This is a genomic window from Streptomyces varsoviensis (assembly GCF_000718635.1).
Taxonomy (GTDB): Bacteria; Actinomycetota; Actinomycetes; order Streptomycetales; family Streptomycetaceae; genus Streptomyces; species Streptomyces varsoviensis.
Genome location: NZ_JOBF01000030.1, coordinates 33,354 through 49,243, shown reverse-complemented (window position 1 = coordinate 49,243; position 15,890 = coordinate 33,354). Strand labels below are relative to the sequence as shown.

The 15,890-nt window shown below is 73.7% G+C and carries 13 protein-coding genes; 9 read left to right on the top strand and 4 right to left on the bottom strand.

Features of this window, described 5'->3' with window-relative positions; translation table 11 throughout:
* Nucleotides 1-9 precede the first annotated feature (9 nt).
* Nucleotides 10-1,098: an amino acid kinase family protein gene (locus IF55_RS31455; RefSeq protein WP_030888502.1), complete on the top strand. Its 1,089-nt coding sequence runs from the start codon at nucleotides 10-12 to the stop codon at nucleotides 1,096-1,098.
* A gap of 105 nt (nucleotides 1,099-1,203) precedes the next feature.
* Nucleotides 1,204-2,277 carry a TauD/TfdA family dioxygenase gene (locus IF55_RS31450; RefSeq protein WP_211270066.1) on the top strand — a complete coding sequence of 358 codons (1,074 nt, stop codon included), beginning with the start codon at nucleotides 1,204-1,206 and terminating at the stop codon, nucleotides 2,275-2,277.
* A 166-nt stretch (nucleotides 2,278-2,443) separates the two neighbouring features.
* Here IF55_RS31450 and IF55_RS31445 read toward each other — a convergent pair whose 3' ends face one another.
* From IF55_RS31445 to IF55_RS31430, 4 genes are all read right to left on the bottom strand, one after another.
* Nucleotides 2,444-3,343: a LysR family transcriptional regulator gene (locus tag IF55_RS31445; protein ID WP_030888493.1), complete on the bottom strand. Its 900-nt coding sequence runs from the start codon at nucleotides 3,341-3,343 to the stop codon at nucleotides 2,444-2,446.
* Nucleotides 3,344-3,547: 204 nt separating this feature from the next.
* A complete protein-coding gene (locus tag IF55_RS31440; RefSeq protein WP_030888491.1) occupies nucleotides 3,548-4,393 on the bottom strand; it encodes a DMT family transporter in 846 nt (281 codons plus the stop codon).
* 238 nt (nucleotides 4,394-4,631) lie between these two features.
* On the bottom strand, nucleotides 4,632-6,239 hold the full coding sequence (locus IF55_RS31435; RefSeq protein ID WP_030888488.1) for a penicillin-binding transpeptidase domain-containing protein: 1,608 nt from the start codon (nucleotides 6,237-6,239) through the stop codon (nucleotides 4,632-4,634).
* Nucleotides 6,240-6,358: 119 nt separating this feature from the next.
* Nucleotides 6,359-8,125, bottom strand: coding sequence for a dolichyl-phosphate-mannose--protein mannosyltransferase (locus IF55_RS31430; protein ID WP_030888485.1), 1,767 nt, complete (start codon nucleotides 8,123-8,125; stop codon nucleotides 6,359-6,361).
* A 129-nt stretch (nucleotides 8,126-8,254) separates the two neighbouring features.
* On the opposite strand from IF55_RS31430, the gene rsmI reads away from it, so the two are divergent.
* The 7 genes from rsmI to IF55_RS31395 all read left to right on the top strand — a co-directional run bounded on the left by rsmI (nucleotide 8,255) and on the right by IF55_RS31395 (nucleotide 15,829).
* The gene (rsmI, locus tag IF55_RS31425; RefSeq protein ID WP_245661547.1) at nucleotides 8,255-9,160 is read left to right on the top strand and encodes a 16S rRNA (cytidine(1402)-2'-O)-methyltransferase; all 906 of its coding nucleotides are present in this window, start codon (nucleotides 8,255-8,257) and stop codon (nucleotides 9,158-9,160) included.
* A gap of 162 nt (nucleotides 9,161-9,322) precedes the next feature.
* Nucleotides 9,323-9,799: a hypothetical protein gene (locus IF55_RS31420; RefSeq protein ID WP_030888478.1), complete on the top strand. Its 477-nt coding sequence runs from the start codon at nucleotides 9,323-9,325 to the stop codon at nucleotides 9,797-9,799.
* Between the two features lie 62 nt (nucleotides 9,800-9,861).
* Entirely contained in the window at nucleotides 9,862-10,779 is a 918-nt protein-coding gene (locus tag IF55_RS31415) for a TatD family hydrolase (RefSeq protein ID WP_037966516.1), read from the top strand.
* Between the two features lie 126 nt (nucleotides 10,780-10,905).
* On the top strand, nucleotides 10,906-12,399 hold the full coding sequence (locus IF55_RS31410) for a resuscitation-promoting factor (RefSeq protein WP_030888473.1): 1,494 nt from the start codon (nucleotides 10,906-10,908) through the stop codon (nucleotides 12,397-12,399).
* Nucleotides 12,396-13,382, top strand: coding sequence for a 16S rRNA (adenine(1518)-N(6)/adenine(1519)-N(6))-dimethyltransferase RsmA (rsmA, locus tag IF55_RS31405; RefSeq protein WP_078645575.1), 987 nt, complete (start codon nucleotides 12,396-12,398; stop codon nucleotides 13,380-13,382). The genes IF55_RS31410 and rsmA overlap by 4 nt, the downstream gene beginning before the upstream one ends.
* Entirely contained in the window at nucleotides 13,379-14,335 is a 957-nt protein-coding gene (locus IF55_RS31400; RefSeq protein WP_048832864.1) for a 4-(cytidine 5'-diphospho)-2-C-methyl-D-erythritol kinase, read from the top strand. Before rsmA ends, IF55_RS31400 begins: the two co-directional genes overlap by 4 nt.
* Before the next feature lie 96 nt (nucleotides 14,336-14,431).
* A complete protein-coding gene (locus IF55_RS31395) occupies nucleotides 14,432-15,829 on the top strand; it encodes an acyltransferase family protein (RefSeq protein ID WP_048832863.1) in 1,398 nt (465 codons plus the stop codon).
* Nucleotides 15,830-15,890 lie beyond the last annotated feature (61 nt).

The following is a 15,890-nucleotide window of genomic DNA, read 5'->3' as shown; positions in this document are numbered from 1 at the left end:
AGGAACCCCGTGAACGCCACACCCATCGCCCTGAAGTTCGGTGGCTCCACCTTCGCCACCCACCAGTCCTACCCGGAGCTCGCCCAGGCGCTCGCCGCCCGGTCGGCGAGCGAGCGCCGGCCGCTGGCCGTCGTCGTCAGCGCCATGCCGGGCGAGACGGAGCGGCTGCGCGAACGCCTCCACCAGGTCAACGAGCACCCCGAGGACGCGAGCGTCGCCGGACTGCTGACCCTCGCCGACACCGTCAGCGCCCACCTGCTGACCACCGCCCTCCACCAGCGGGGCCTCAAGGCCACCGTGCTGGCGGGCCACCAACTGGGCCTGACCACCGACAGCACGTACATGTGGGCCAAGGTCCGCGACCTCGACCCGCGGCCCCTGCGGCAGGCGCTGGAGGACCACGACATCGTGGTGGTGCCCGGCGGCCAGGCCGCCGACAGCGAGGGCCGGCCCACCTGGCTCGGCAAGAACAGCTCGGACCTCTCGGCGGTCCTCGTCGCCGCGGCCGTCGGCGCCGACCGGTGCGAGATCCACTCCGACGTCGACGGCGTCTACAGCGCCGACCCCAACCTGGTCACCGGAGTCCGGCTGCTGCGGGAGATGGCGTACGACGCCGCCTCGCTGATGTCTCTGCACGGCGCCAAGGTGCTGCACCGCCGCGCGGTGCGGACCGCCAAGAAGCACGGCATCACCCTCGTCTGCCGGCGCAACCGGGCCCCCTACGAGGAGGGCACCGTCATCGGCCCGGAGGGCGCCCCCGCCGCCGCCGTCATCCTCAACCGGCACTCCCGCGTCCTGGCCTACGCCGACGCCGCGGACGCCGACCGGGCGCACAGCATCTTCCACACCCAGGGCGTGGACACGGTGCGGCTGGAGGACGGCCCGCACCTGGCCCTGATCGGCGGCTATCTCGACCTCGACCACTTCCAGCGGCAGCACGGCCTGCCGGAGTCGCGGCCGGTGGGCATCCCCGTCGCCGAGATCACGGGCAGCCGGGTGACCACCCACATCGCCGCCGACGACATCGAGGCGCAGGAACTCGCCCAGAAGCTGCACGACTCGCTGCCCGTACCGCGGGAGGGCATCCGGGCGCTGTGAGCCCGGCCCCGCCGCCCCGTCCCCGTTCAGCCTTTAGCACCGCCCATTGAGCACCTCCCTCGCACGATCATCCGCACCGATCATCCGAACCGAAGGAGAACAGCCATGAGCACGCCCGTCGTCGACAACCGCCCCGCCGCCGAGAACCTGCCGAGCGCCCGTCCGGCCACCGCCGCCCAGCCGCCGGTCAAGACCCTCGGACACATGGTGCTGCCGGACGCGGTGCGCGATGCCATCGGCCGGCGACTGGCGGCCGAACCCGATCCGAACGAGAACATCGACCGGGCGATGGCCCGGTACCACCAGATCTTCGCCACCCTGCCGATCGACCTGCTCCAGGAGATCCTCGACTTCGGCCGGCACACCGACACCCCGGGCGTCGGCTACGTGCAGAACCTCCCCGTCGACGCCGCGCTCCCCGCGACGCCCGGCGACGGCGGCCCCTCCCGGGACAAGCCGACCTTCGTGGCCGAGGGCGTGCTGCTGGCGCTGTCGGGGCTGCTGGGCGAGCCGGTCGGCTTCCTCACCGAGAAGAACGGACAGCTCGTCCACGACGTCATCCCCGTGCCCGGCGGCGCCATGACGCAGACCAACCAGGGCTCCACCGTCTTCCTCAATTTCCACAACGACATCGTTCACGACCTCATCGGCCGCTATGACGTCAGCAACCCCGATTTCCTCGTCCTGAGCTGCCTGCGCGCCGATCACGAGGGGATCGCCGCCACCCATTACGCGGACGCCCGGGACATCGTCCGGGTGCTGGACGACCGCACCATCGAACTGCTGCGGAGCCCGCTGTTCCGGCTGAACGCGCCGGGCAGTTACGTACGGGACGTGGCCGGCGACGCCGAGGTGCTCTCCGATCCGGTGGCGATCATCAGCGGCCCCGAGGACACCCCGGAGATCTCCTCGTCGGCCAATGGAGTGCGCGCCATGACGAGTGCGGCGCAGGCGGCGCTGGACCGGGTGCAGTCGGCCTGCCGCGAGGTCGCCCACGAGGTCTTCCTGCGGCCCGGCGAGGCGCTGCTCATCAACAACCGCAAGGGGCTGCACGCCCGTACCCAGTTCACCGCCCGCTACGACGGCAAGGACCGCTGGCTCCAGCGCACGTACGTCCGCCGCAACCAGTGGAGCATCCGCTACCGCCAGACCCCGGAGAACCGCCGCGTCCACTACTGATACCGATTCGCCCTCTACACCCAGGCATTCATATTGACCACAGCGACAGGCCGAGGGGCCCTGGAACGGTCGGACCGACCGTCTCGGGGCCCCTCGGCCGTACGGGCGTGAGCCTGACCACTCCGAAAGCCACAGCGCGGCCGGCGGGCACGGGGCGCGGCGGCGGTCAGCAGGCCGTGGCGGACGGCTCCTCCTTCATGAGGCGGGCCGTCTGGTCGATGAACAGCTTCATCTCGCGCGACAGCCGCTTCCCGCGCCGCCAGGCGAGTTGGGTGAAGACCTTGAACGGCGGCTGCCAGGGCAGCACCGTCATCTCCCCGCGGGCCAGCTCGGCGGCCACCGTGATCTTCGGGAGCAGCGAGACCCCGAGCCCGGCCATCACCCCCCGCTTGATCGCCTCGATGGTCCCGAACTCCAGGAACGAGGCCATCTCCGCGCCCTTCAGCTCCTCCTCGAAGAGGTCGCGGTAGGCGCAGCCGGCCTCCGTCGCCACCACCGAGGCGCCCCGCAGGTCGTCCAGCGTCAGCTCGCGCATCGCGGTCATCGGGTGGTCGGGCGCGGCCACCAGCACCAGCGGCTCCTCAGCGAGCATCATCGTCTCCAGGCCCGGCCGGTCGGTCTCCTCCTCCATGAGGAAGCCGACGTCGAAGGTGCCCTGCCGCAGCGCGTGGCAGGTTTCCGCGCAGAGGCTGGGGCGCAGCGAGAGCTGGAGCCGGGGGTAGCGGTGGTGGAAGAGTTCCAGGAGCGGCGGCATACGGTAGGAGGTGATGCTCTCCATCGTGCCGATCACCAGCGTGCCGGCCGGTCCGTCGCGGCCCGCGACGTCCGAGCGGGCCTCGTCGGCGAGGGCGAGGATCTGCTCCGCGTACTCCAGCAGCCGCTCACCCGCCTCCGTCAGCCTGATCCGGCCGCCCAGCCGGTCGAACAGCTCGACGTCCAGCGACGTCTCCAGCGCGCGGATCTGACTCGTCACGCTCGACTGGGCGTAGCTCAACTCCTCGGCGGCGCGCGTGAAGCTCATTAACGACGCCACTTTTTGAAACGTGATCAGCTGACGGAATTCCATCGCACCCCCTGGCCCGAAACCTTCACCGGGATCATGCACACGGCATGTCTTGAAGTGAACTACTGCAACCCCGGCATTTCCCTCACCGGGTGGCGAGTTGCTCCGCAGGGTGTTGTGATACATGTCACCTTTTTGAAAAAAGGCGGGGTTCGGGCGGGCCCGCGCGGTGGTCGGGCCGCCACCGGGCTGATACGGGCACGAGCCTCAACTGGCGTGCAGCATAAGGCCGATGCCCACCACCATCAGCCCCGCCGCCGCGACCCGGGGCGCGCCGAACCGCTCCTTGAAGAAGAGCGCCCCGATGGCCGCCCCCACGATGATCGACGATTCCCGCAGCGCGGCGATCGGCGCCAGCTCCGCCCGCGTCTGCGCCCACAGCACCAGCCCGTACGCGAAGACCGACAGCAGTCCGCCGGCCAGCCCGCGGACCGCGTACGGCCGCAGTTGCGCCCTCAGCCCGCCGCGCCGGGAGGCCAGCGCGTACGCGGGTATCGCGACGCCCTCCAGGATCATCAGCCAGGCGATGTAGCCGAGCGAGGTGCCCGAGGCCCGTACGCCGACGCCGTCGACGACCGTGTACGAGGCGATGGCCAGGCCGGTGGCGACGGCGGCGGCGATCGCCGGCCAGTGCGGGCGCGCGCCGCGGATGCCCCACAGGGCGACGCCCAGCAGCCCGGCGGAGGCCACCACGACCCCGGCCGCCTGCCAGTCGTCCGGCATCTCCCCGACGAAGACGGCCGCGAGCACGGTCACCACCAGCGGCGCGGTGCCGCGCGCTATCGGATACACCTGCCCGAAGTCGCCGAGCGAGAAGGAGCGCATCAAGAGCGCCTGGTAGACGACGTGCAGCAGCGCGGAGGCGATGAGATACGGCCACGCCCCGGACGCGGGCAGCGGCGTGCAGCAGGCCAGTACGGCGCCGATGACCGCCCCGCCGCCGCTCACCAGGGTGAAGGCGACGAGCTGGTCCTTGATGCCGTGGGCGATGGCGTTCCAACTGGCGTGCGTGATGGCGGCCAGGAGCACCGCCGCCGCGATCAGCGGCGTCACGCGGCGCGCCCGCGGGCGTCCCCGGCGGCCCCGTTCGCGTACGGGGCGGGCGGCTCGAAGCGGAGGGCGGCGGCGTCGGCGGATCGGGCGCGGGCGGTGTCAGGTGTGCTCATATCCCGACGCTAGCGCCGGTCGTGACGGCCACGCGAGGCCGTCTTCGCACGTGGCGGGGGCGGGGCGGGGCGCACCGTCCGCACGCCCCGGCTCCCGGCACGTCACCCGGCGCGTCCCCGCCGCGTCACCCGGCGCGCAGTACGGCCGCGACGATCGGCCCGGCCGAGTCGCCGCCGTGGCCGCCCTTGGGGACGACGGCGGCGGCCGCGACATCGCCCCGGTAGGCGGTGAACCAGCCGTTGGGCCGGGACTGGTTGTCGACCTCGGCGGAGCCGGTCTTGGCCCCGACGTCCGAGCCGAGCCCGGCCATCGCGCCCTGGCCCGTGCCCTGGGTCGCGGTCAGCTTCATCATCGACCGCAGGTCCTTGGCGACCGGACCGGACAGCGACCGGGGGGCCTTGGCGAGTTCGCGGTCGTCGACGGAGGGCGCGACGATGTAGGGCTGGTGGAAGGAGCCGGTACGGGCGGTGGCGGCGACGGAGGCCATGGTGAGCGGGTTCATCTGCACCCGCCCCTGCCCGATCATCGCGGCGGCCTTGCCCGCGCCGCTGTCGCTCGGCACGCTGCCGTCAAAGGTCGCGAGGCCGGTCTTCCAGTTCAGCCCGATGCCGAAGACGTCCTTGGCGACGCTCGGCACCGCGTCGTCCGGGATGTCCTCGGCGAGCGAGATGAAGGCGGTGTTGCAGGACGCCGCGAAGTCCTGGGCGAAGGTCGCGCCGGGGTTCGCGGCGCCCTCCACGTTGTGGAACTTCATGCCGTACGTCTCGTACTTGGGGCAGGGCAGCGCCTTGTCGGGCGCCGTCTTGCCCCGCTCCAGCAGGGTCGCCGCCGTGATGACCTTCATCGTGGAGCCGGGCGCGGTCTGCCCCATCAGCGCCGGGTTGAACGCGGTCTTCTGGGAGTTGGCGATCGCCAGGATCTCGCCGGTGCTCGGCTGCACCGCGACCACAGAGGCTTCCTTCTGTGCCTTCACCGCCTTCTCGGCGGCCTGCTGGGCTGCCGCGTCCAGCGTGGTCCGGAGCTTGCCGGGCTTGCCCTTGGAGACCGTGAACAGGGTCGGGCCGAGGGTGTGCTGGCCGTCCGGCTCGATGGACACCTCCACCCCGGCCTCGCCGCCCGTCTTGTCCCCGAACTTCTCCCGCAACTGGGGGAGCACGGCGACGAGCGACGGATAGTCCTTGTCGTTCAGCTCCTTGCCGTGCCGGTCGACGGCGGTGATCCGGGGGTGGGAGCCGCCGGTCGTCAGGTGCTGGCCGACCTGGAGCTTGGGGTGGATCACGGCGGGCTTCCAGTCGACGAGCGCCCGCCCGCTGTTCTTGCCGCGGTGCACGGTGAGCGCGGAGTCGTACGTCCACGTGGCGTGGTGCTCCCCGGAGGAGACCTCGGCGGTCACCGTGAACGGCACCTTGGAGCCGACGACGGCGCCCGGTTTGAAGGACACCTTCTTCACATGGGCGTCCTCGCGGTATCCGGTGAGCGCGGTCACCGCCTGCGCCGCGTTGTCCGTGTAGTCCGCCGCCTTCTCCGGGTCGCCGGCCGCCCACGCGGCGAGGAAGTCCTTGGCGGTCTCGTGGATCTCGTCCGTGCTGGGCGGCCCGGTGCGCGCCGGTTCGCTGTGCGCCGCGTTCGAGCTGCCCGAAGCTCCCTCGATCATGTTGTAGGCGCCGTACCCGGCAACCCCGACCACCGCGGCGATTGTCCCGCCGACGGCGATCTTGACACCAGTGCGCAAATCCCAGCCCCCCTTAGGCCCCACGGGTTTTTAATCATGTGATTAAAACCTGACGGCGCGCACTCTACGCGACGTGAGAGGCGCGTGGTGTGAGTCGGTGCGGCCCCCGCGGACGGCCCTCAGATCCAACTGTCGAACCACATCCGATCGCGCCACGCGTCCAGCGGAAGCGCCTGCCCCGTATAGATCGGGAAGAAGTAGATGAAATTCCACACAATCAGCAGGACCAGCGCCCCCGCGCCCACCGCGCCCGCCACCCGCCGGCGCTCCGAGGAGCCGGCCGGCCCCAGCAGCGCCCCGATCATCATCGCCAGCGCCAGACACAGGAAGGGCAGGAAGACCACCGCGTAGAACAGGAAGATGGTCCGCTCCTGGTAGTTGAACCACGGCAGATAGCCCGCCGCGACCCCGCACAGGATCGCGCCCGCCCGCCAGTCCCGCTTGAACGCCCAGCGGTAGAGCAGATACAGCAGCGCGAAGCACGCCGCCCACCACAGCAGCGGCGTGCCCAGGGCCAGCACCTCGCGGGCGCACTTGCCCACCGCGTCCTTGGGACAGCCGTCCTGGCCGGGCCCCGGGGACTCGTAGAAGTACGACACCGGGCGGCCCTGGACCAGCCAGCTCCACGGGTTCGACTGGTACGTGTGCGGCGACGTGAGGCCGGTGTTGAACTTCCAGACCTCCGTCTCGTAATGCCACAGGCTGCGCAGCGGATTGAGCACCCCGGCCAGGAAACCGTCCGCGCTGTAGCCGCCCTCCGTCTCCGCCCAGTGCCGGAAATAGCCGCTGTGCTGCCAGCCGGCCGTCCTGCTGTACGTACCGCTCTTGGCGAACCAGCCCGTCCACGACGCCAGATAGACGCAGACCGAGACCACCACCGTGGACAGGAACGCCCACGGCACATCGCGCCGCAGCACCGAGCGGTACGGGCGATGGGCGCCCGCCAGCCGCCGCGAGCCGACATCCCACAGGACCACCATGAGGCCGAACGCCGCCAGATAGACCGCGCCGTTCCACTTCGTCGCGAACGCCAGCCCCAGGCACACCCCCGCCGCCAGCCGCCACGGCCGCCACCCCAGCTTCAGCCGGTCGCCGACCTCCGCGTCCGGGCGGGCCAGCCCGTCCGCGCCAACCGGCAGCGCCGCCGCGATCCGCGCCCGCGTCCGGTCCCGGTCCAGCAGCACGCAGCCGAAGGCCGCCACCACGAAGAAGACCAGCACCGAGTCGAGCAGCGAGGTGCGGCTCATCACGAACGCCAGCCCGTCCACCGCCATGAACAGGCCCGCCAGGCACCCCAGGAACGTGGAGCGCAGCAGCCGCCGCCCGATCCGGCACAGCATCAGCACACACGCCGTCCCCAGCAGCGCCACCATGCACCGCCAGCCGAACGGCGTCAGCCCGAAGACCTGCTCCCCGAGGCCGATGACCCACTTGCCGACCGGCGGATGCACCACGTACGACGCGGCGTCGCTGACCGGGATGTGCTGCGGCGACTGGAGGATCTGGTCATTGGCGTCCTTCGGCCAGGACGCCTCGAACCCGTACTTCCACAGCGACCAGGCGTCCTTCGCGTAGTACGTCTCGTCGAATATCACCGAGCGCGGCGACCCGAGCTGCCAGAACCGCAGCAGCCCCGCGAGGAGCGTGACGAGCAGCGGACCGCCCCAGCCCGTGCAGCGCGCCAGCCGCGCCGCGGCCCCGGGGCGGACGCCGAGCGCGGTCCACAGCCGCACCCCCGGCTCGGGGAACGGCGGCACGAGCCGCTCCCGCAGATCCGTCCGCGGCCGGCCCGCGTAGCCGAACCGGCGCAGCCCCCGCCGCCAGTTCCGCTGCTGTTCGTCGGCGGCCCGGCCCTGCTGGGCTTGCGTGGCGGTATCACTGGTCACCGCGCCATCGTAGGGAACTCGTCTGTGCGCGTCGCGGGGCGGCGCACGGCTCGGCGTGGGACGCCGCGGCACGGCGCGGAGGAGGTCGCCGCGGCCGGGCGGACCGAGAGCCCCTGCGAGGATGGAACGGTGAACGCCGCATCCACTGACACCCCCGCCCCCGCCGTGCTCGTCCTCGCCGGCACGCCCATCGGCGACGTCGCCGACGCCCCGCCCCGGCTGGCCGCCGAGCTGGCCGCCGCCGACGTGATCGCCGCCGAGGACACCCGCCGGCTGCGCCGCCTCACCCAGGCCCTCGGCGTCCACACCACCGGCCGCGTCGTCTCCTACTTCGAGGGCAACGAATCGGCCCGTACCCCCGAACTGATCGAGGCGCTGGCCGGCGGCGCGCGGGTGCTGCTGGTCACCGACGCGGGGATGCCGTCCGTCTCGGACCCCGGCTACCGCCTCGTCGCCGCCGCCGTCGAGCGCGGCGTCAAGGTCACCGCCGTCCCCGGCCCGTCCGCCGTGCTGACCGCGCTCGCCGTCTCCGGGCTGCCCGTCGACCGGTTCTGCTTCGAGGGGTTCCTGCCCCGCAAGGCGGGCGAGCGCCTCGGCCGGCTCCGCGAGGCCGCCGACGAGCGCCGCACCCTCGTCTACTTCGAGGCCCCGCACCGCCTCGACGACACCCTCGCCGCCATGGCCGAGGTCTTCGGCGACGACCGCCGCGCCGCCGTCTGCCGCGAGCTGACCAAGACGTACGAGGAGGTCCGGCGCGGCCCGCTGGGCGAGCTGGCCGCGTGGGCCGCCGAGGGCGTACGGGGCGAGATCACCGTCGTCGTCGAGGGCGCCCCGGCCGCCGGCCCCGCCGACCTGGACCCCGCCGAGCTGGTCGAGCGGGTGCGCGTACGGGAGGAGGCGGGGGAGCGGCGCAAGGAGGCCATCGCCGCCGTCGCCGCGGCCGCCGGGCTGCCGAAGCGCGAGGTGTTCGACGCGGTCGTCGCCGCGAAGAACGCCGCTCGCCAGGGCCCACCGGCAGGCAAAGGACTTTCGTAGAACCTTAAAGCTCAGGCATCGATGCCGGGCGTTTGCGATATCAAGTCGCCAATTTTTTCCCAATACGGGGAACGGCGCTCGCATCGCCGCCGGGAAAGGCGTTCTCTGGGAGGTGGGACGTCCGTTCCCGGAGAGACTTGTCTGCGGACAAGAGGAGCTGCCATGAGCGAGATCGCAGGAACCTCAAGTGGTGTCCACCCCATCGCCCACCCGAGGCATCCGTCCGACCAGAACGCGCATGAGGCGTATGCCTTCGCGTGCATGAAGTGCGGACACGGGTGGGAGCAGAGCTACGAGATAGAGCACCACGTGGACTCCCATGGGCGGACCTTCGTCGTCTACATCGCCGACGGCGCCCGGGTCCCGTCCCCGCTGACCACCCCGACCTGCACGAACTGCGGCGCGCACGTCGTGCGCATCATGGGTTCCGGCCGGGTCTCCATGGTCACCGAGGCCCTGCACAGCCCCCCGCACGCCGCGCAGGGCGCCGCCGTCGCGAGCGGTGCCGACGCCGCGCCGCTCGGGGGACTCGACGCGCCCGACGAGCGCCGCGAGCGCCCCGCCGAGCCCGCCGGCCACCCCGGCGACCACCACTGGCACCTCGCCGACCTGCTGAAGCCCTTCCACCACCGGAAGTGAGCCGAGCCGCGACCGGCGCGGGTGCCTGAGCGGCGGAATCGTAGAACCGTAGAATTACGATCATGGCGGCAACACCAGCGAAGAACGGCAAGCAGAGCGGCGACCGCAAGGATCAGGACGTCCCGCCGCCGCTCCCGGCCCCCCTCGACGTGCCCGTCGCCGACTCGCACACCCATCTGGACATGCAGCGGGGCACCGTCGAGGAGGCCCTGGCCAAGGCCGCGTCCGTCGGCGTACGGACCGTGATCCAGGTGGGCTGCGACCTGGCCGGGTCCCGCTGGGCCGCCGAGACCGCCGCCGCCCACGAGAACGTCCACGCGACCGTGGCGCTGCACCCCAACGAGGCGCCCCGCATCGTCCTCGGCGACCCCGACGGCTGGTCCCGCCAGGGCGCCCGGGAGGCGGGCGGCGACGCGGCCCTGGACGCCGCCCTCGCCGAGATCGACCGGCTCGCCGCCCTCCCGCACGTACGCGGCGTCGGCGAGACCGGCCTCGACCACTTCCGCACCGGGCCCGAGGGCAGGGCCGCCCAGGAACGTTCCTTCCGCCACCACATCGACATCGCCAAGCGCCACGGCAAGGCCCTCGTCATCCACGACCGCGAGGCCCATGCCGACGTGCTGCGCGTCCTCGACGAGGAAGGCGCCCCCGACACCGTCGTCTTCCACTGCTACTCCGGCGACGCCGAGATGGCCAAGGTCTGCACGGCGGCCGGGTACTACATGTCCTTCGCGGGGAACGTCACCTTCAAGAACGCGCAGCCACTGCGCGACGCCCTCGCCGTCGCCCCCGAGGAGCTGATCCTCGTCGAGACGGACGCGCCGTTCCTGACCCCCATGCCCTACCGGGGCCGCCCGAACGCCCCGTACCTCATCCCCGTCACGCTCCGTGCCATGGCCGCCGTCAAGGGCGTGCACGAGGGCGACCTCGCCGCCGCCGTGGCCCGGAACACCGCCCGCGCCTTCGGCTACCCGCAGTGACCGCGCCACACTGTGTGACCGGCCGACTTTGGTGAGTGACGCGGCGCTCCGCTAGATTCCCCGCCAGAGCCGGGACTGGAGCCGGGCCGGGAGCCGGACCAGCGGTCGGACCCAGTGGAGCGTCGCGTGAGTCAAGCACAGGGCAGCCACCGAGCCGCGTACCGCGGCGCCGAACCCCCCGCCCGCCCCTCCGAGCCGTACCTGCCCCGGCAGTCGGCGGGCGCGGCCGCCTACGGACAGCACTGGCCGCAGTGGCACGAGGAGCCCCACGGCCACGCCGGACCCGGCGGCGGCCCGGGGACCCCCGAGCCCCAGGGCCCCGGCCCGTACGAAACCCCGCACCCGGACCCGTACGCGCAGTGGACCGCGCCGCACCCCGGCCCGTACGACAACCCGTACGCCGCCCCGCACCCGGGCCCGTACGAGCCGCCCGCCGCCGACCCGGGGCCCGCCCTCCCCGGCGCGGGCGGCGGCGGGCGGGCCGCCCAGCGCCGCGCCGCCCGCCGCCGCAAGCGCTCCGCCGACCGCCCCCAGGGGCTGCTCCGCCTCGTGCCCCGCGCCCTCGTCGTCGCCTTCCTCGCCGGCGGCACCTCCGCTTTCGTCGCCAGCGACAAGGCCGTACGGATCGACGTCGACGGCGCGCCCCGCACCCTGCACACCTTCGCCGACGACGTCGACGAACTCCTCGCCGAGCAGGGCGTGCCCCTCGGCGCCCACGACGAGGTCGCGCCCGGCCGCGACCACGGGCTCGTCACCGGCGACGACATCACCATCCGCTACGGCCGGCCGCTGAGCCTCGACGTGGACGGCGAGCGCCGCCGGGTCTGGACCACCGCCCGCACCGTCGCCGGGGCGCTGCGCCAGCTCGGGGTGCGCGCCGAGGGCGCCCACCTCTCCGTCGCCGGGTCGCGCGCCATCGCCCGCGGCGGCCTCGACCTGGCCGTACGCACCGAGCGCACCGTCACCTTCATGGCCGACGGCCGCGAGCACACCGTCGTCACCAACGCGGCCACCGTCCGCGAGGCCCTCCAGGCGGCCGGCATCACCCTGCGCGGCCAGGACGCCACCTCCGTGCCCCCCGACAGCTTCCCGCGCGACGGCCAGACCATCTCCGTGCTGCGCATCACCGGCGGCGAGGAGGCGCGCGAGGAGCCCATCCCCTTCGCCACGGAGCGGCGCGAGGACCCGACGCTCTTCAAGGGCACCGAGACCGTCGAGGAGCCCGGCCGGCAGGGCGTCCGGCGCGTCACCTACGAGCTGCGCAGCGTCAACGGCGTCCGGCAGAAGCCGCGGAAGATCCGCACGGAGACCCTCCGGGCGTCCCGCGCCCAGATCGTGCGGGTCGGCACCAAACCCCAGCCCAAAGGCGTCGCCGGGGCCGATGGCCTCGACTGGCGCGGCCTCGCCCAGTGCGAGGCGGGCGGCCGGCCCGACGCCGTCGACCCCTCCGGCACCTACGGCGGCCTCTACCAGTTCGACACCCGCACCTGGCACTCGCTCGGCGGCAAGGGACGGCCGCAGGACGCCCCCGCCGACGAACAGACCTACCGGGCCAAGAAGCTCTACATCAGCCGGGGGGCGAGTCCCTGGCCCGTATGCGGCCGTAAACTCAAGGGGTGAGCTCCAGCCCCACCCCAGACGATCCCGGCCCCCTCCTGGGCCCCGCCGACATCCGCCGACTCGCCGCCGAACTGGGCGTCCGCCCCACGAAGCAGCGCGGCCAGAACTTCGTCATCGACGCCAACACCGTCCGCCGGATCGTCCGGGCCGCCGGCGTCCGCCCCGACGACGTCGTCGTCGAGGTCGGCCCCGGGCTCGGGTCCCTGACCCTGGCCCTGCTGGAGGCCGCCGACCGGGTCACCGCCGTCGAGATCGACGACGTGCTGGCCGCGGCGCTCCCCACCACGGTCGCGGCGCGCCTCCCCGAGCGCGCCGACCGCTTCGAGCTCGTCCACTCCGACGCCATGCGCGTCACCGAACTGCCCGGCCCCGCGCCGACCGCGCTCGTCGCCAACCTCCCCTACAACGTCGCCGTGCCGGTGCTGCTGCACATGCTCGCCACGTTCCCGACCATCGAACGGACCCTCGTCATGGTCCAGGCCGAGGTCGCCGACCGGCTCGCCGCGCGGCCCGGCTCCAAGGTGTACGGCGTGCCCTCCGTGAAAGCCGCCTGGTACGCCGACGTCAAGCGCGCCGGCGCCATCGGCCGCAACGTCTTCTGGCCCGCCCCCAACGTCGACTCCGGCCTCGTCTCCCTGGTCCGCCACCCCGAGCCGCGCGAGACCGGCGCCGCCCAGCGCGATGTCTTCGCCGTCGTCGACGCCGCCTTCGCCCAGCGCCGCAAGACGCTGCGCGCCGCCCTCGCCGGCTGGGCCGGCTCCGCCGCAGCCGCCGAGGCGGCCCTGCTCGCCGCGGGCGTCTCCCCGCGGGCCCGCGGCGAATCCCTCACCATCGAGGAGTTCATCGCCATCGCCGAACAGAAGCCCGCGGCGACCGGCTCGGACGGCGCCTGGACGGGCAGCCGCACATACGCCGCACCCGCCGCACCCGCCACAGCCACCGCCGACACCACCGCCGACGCCGACCCGGAGGGCGACCGATGAACACCCCCGCCCGCCCGGCCCCCGGCCCCGGCGTCACCGTGCGCGTCCCCGCCAAGGTCAACGTGCAGCTCGCCGTCGGCGGGCGCAGGCCCGACGGCTTCCACGGCCTCGCCAACGTCTTCCTCGCCGTCGGCCTCTACGACGAGATCACGGTGACGCCCGCCGACGCCCTGCGCGTCACCTGCTCCGGCCCCGACACCCACCACGTGCCCCTGGACGCCACCAACCTGGCCGCCCGCGCCGCGACCGCCCTCGCCCGGCGCCACGGGCGCGAGCCCGACGTCCATATCCACATCGCCAAGGACATCCCCGTCGCCGGCGGCATGGCCGGCGGCAGCGCGGACGCCGCGGGCGCCCTCGCCGCCTGCGACGCCCTGTGGGGAACGGGCGCGGACCGGGCCGAACTCCTCGGCATCTGCGCCGAGCTGGGCAGCGACGTGCCCTTCAGCCTGCTCGGCGGCGCCGCGCTCGGCCGCGGCCGCGGCGAACTCCTCACCCCCCTCGACGTCGGCGGCGCGTTCCACTGGGCCTTCGCCGTCGCGGACGGCGGCCTGTCCACGCCCGCCGTCTACGGCGAGTGCGACCGGCTCCGCGAAGCGTCCGGTACGGGCGCCACGACCGCCGACCTCCCCGCCGACCCCGACCCGTCCCCGGCCCTCCTCGACGCCCTCCGCGACGGCGACCCCGCCGCCCTGGCGGCGGCCGTCAGCAACGACCTCCAGCCCGCCGCCGTCTCGCTGCGCCCCTCCCTCGCCGCCACCCTCGCCGCGGGCACGGCCGCCGGCGCCCTGGCCGCACTGGTCTCCGGCTCCGGACCGACCACCGCGTTCCTGGCCAAGGACGCCACCGAGGCCCGTACGGTCGCCGACGCCCTGCTGGCCTCCGGCACCTGCCGCACGGCGCGCGTCGCCACCGGCCCCGCGCCGGGCGCCACCGTGCTGCGCACCGGCTGAGACGCCGGCCTCGGCCCCGCGGTGAGTACGGGTACTCAGCCGACTTGAGTACCCGCACCGTGCCGTACGGGCCCCCTGCCGGGCGATCGTGCCCGTATGAGAACCCGCAGGACCCCACGGGAACCGGCCGCGGACCGCACGGGCGTACGCGCACTCGCCGAGGCCACGCCCAGCGGCCGCGACCGCTACATCGACCTGCTCCGCGTCGCCTCGCTCGGCACGGTCGTCCTCGGCCACTGGCTGATGGCCGCCGTCACCGTCGACGGCAACGGCGCGGCCCAGGTGGGCAACCTGCTCGCCGTCGAACCCGGGCTCCAGCCGCTGACCTGGCTGCTCCAGATCATGCCCGTCTTCTTCTTCGTCGGCGGCTTCTCGCACGCCCTGTCCTACCGCTCCCTCGCCCGCCGCGCCGCACCCGGCGGCTCCCTCTACGCCGCCTTCCTGCGCGCCCGCCTCCAGCGGCTGCTCCGCCCCACCATGGTCTTCATCGGCGTCTGGGGCGCGGGCGCGCTCGCCGTCCAACTCCTCGGCGCGGACGGCTCGCTGACCGGCCTCGCCGCCCGGCTCGTCGCACAGCCCCTCTGGTTCATCGGCATCTACCTCGCGATGGTCGCCTTCACCCCGCCGCTGCTGCGCCTGAACGAACGCTACGGCTGGGGCGCGTTCGCCGCCCTCGTCGCGGCGGCCGCCGCCGTCGACGTCCTGCGCTTCGCCCTCGGCGTGCCGTATGTGGAGTTCCTGAACTTCGCCTTCGTCTGGCTCGCCGTCCACCAGCTCGGCTTCCTGCGCGCCGACGGCCGCCTCGCGGCGCGCGGCCCGCGGGTGCCGGCGGCGCTGGCCCTCACCGGGCTCGCGGGCGCCGTCGCCCTCGTCGCCGCCGGCCCGTACCCGCTGTCCATGGTCGGCATGCCCGGCGAGAAGATCAGCAACATGGCCCCGCCGACGCTGGCGCTGCTCTGCCACGGCCTGTGGCTCGTCGGCGCCGTCGAGCTGCTGCGCGGCCCGGCCGGGCGGCTGCTGGCCCGCCCCCGCGTATGGCGCGGCGTGATCGCCGCCAACGGCGTCGCGATGACGGCGTTCCTGTGGCACCTCACCGCGATGCTCGGCGTGTACGGGGCCCTCATCGCCCTGCGCGTACCGCTGCCCGCACCCGCGAGCGGCGCGTGGTGGGCCCAGGTCCCCCCGCGGCTCGCGGTCGCCGCCGCCGTCACGGCGCTGCTCGTCGCCGCCTTCCGGCGCGTGGAACGCCCGCCCGCCGCCCGCGGCCTCTCCGCCCCGGGTCCGGCCTCCGGCCCCCTGGCCGCCCTCGGCGTCACCCTCTGCCTCTTCGGCGTCCTCGGCCTGTCCATGGTCGGCTTCGGCGGCCTCCTGGAAGGCCGCACCGCCCTGCTCGTCGCCGTCCGCGTCTCCGCCCCGGTGGCCGTCCTCGCCGCCGTCGCGGGCTGGTTCCTGGTCGAGAGGGCCGGCGGTCCCGCGCGGACGCCGCGCCGCTGACGGCCGCGACCCTCCTGAAGGGCAGCGGCCCCCAGGCGGGTCGGGGGGTGCCCCCGCGGGC

What these genes read in the sequence shown, in the direction of transcription:
- IF55_RS31450 (WP_211270066.1), top strand. Translation starts at nt 1,204, where the DNA reads ATGAGCACGCCCGTCGTCGACAACCGCCCCGCCGCCGAGAACCTGCCG.
- IF55_RS31445 (WP_030888493.1), bottom strand. Translation starts at nt 3,343, where the DNA reads ATGGAATTCCGTCAGCTGATCACGTTTCAAAAAGTGGCGTCGTTAATG.
- IF55_RS31420 (WP_030888478.1), top strand. Translation starts at nt 9,323, where the DNA reads ATGAGCGAGATCGCAGGAACCTCAAGTGGTGTCCACCCCATCGCCCAC.
- IF55_RS31415 (WP_037966516.1), top strand. Translation starts at nt 9,862, where the DNA reads ATGGCGGCAACACCAGCGAAGAACGGCAAGCAGAGCGGCGACCGCAAG.
- IF55_RS31400 (WP_048832864.1), top strand. Translation starts at nt 13,379, where the DNA reads ATGAACACCCCCGCCCGCCCGGCCCCCGGCCCCGGCGTCACCGTGCGC.
- IF55_RS31395 (WP_048832863.1), top strand. Translation starts at nt 14,432, where the DNA reads ATGAGAACCCGCAGGACCCCACGGGAACCGGCCGCGGACCGCACGGGC.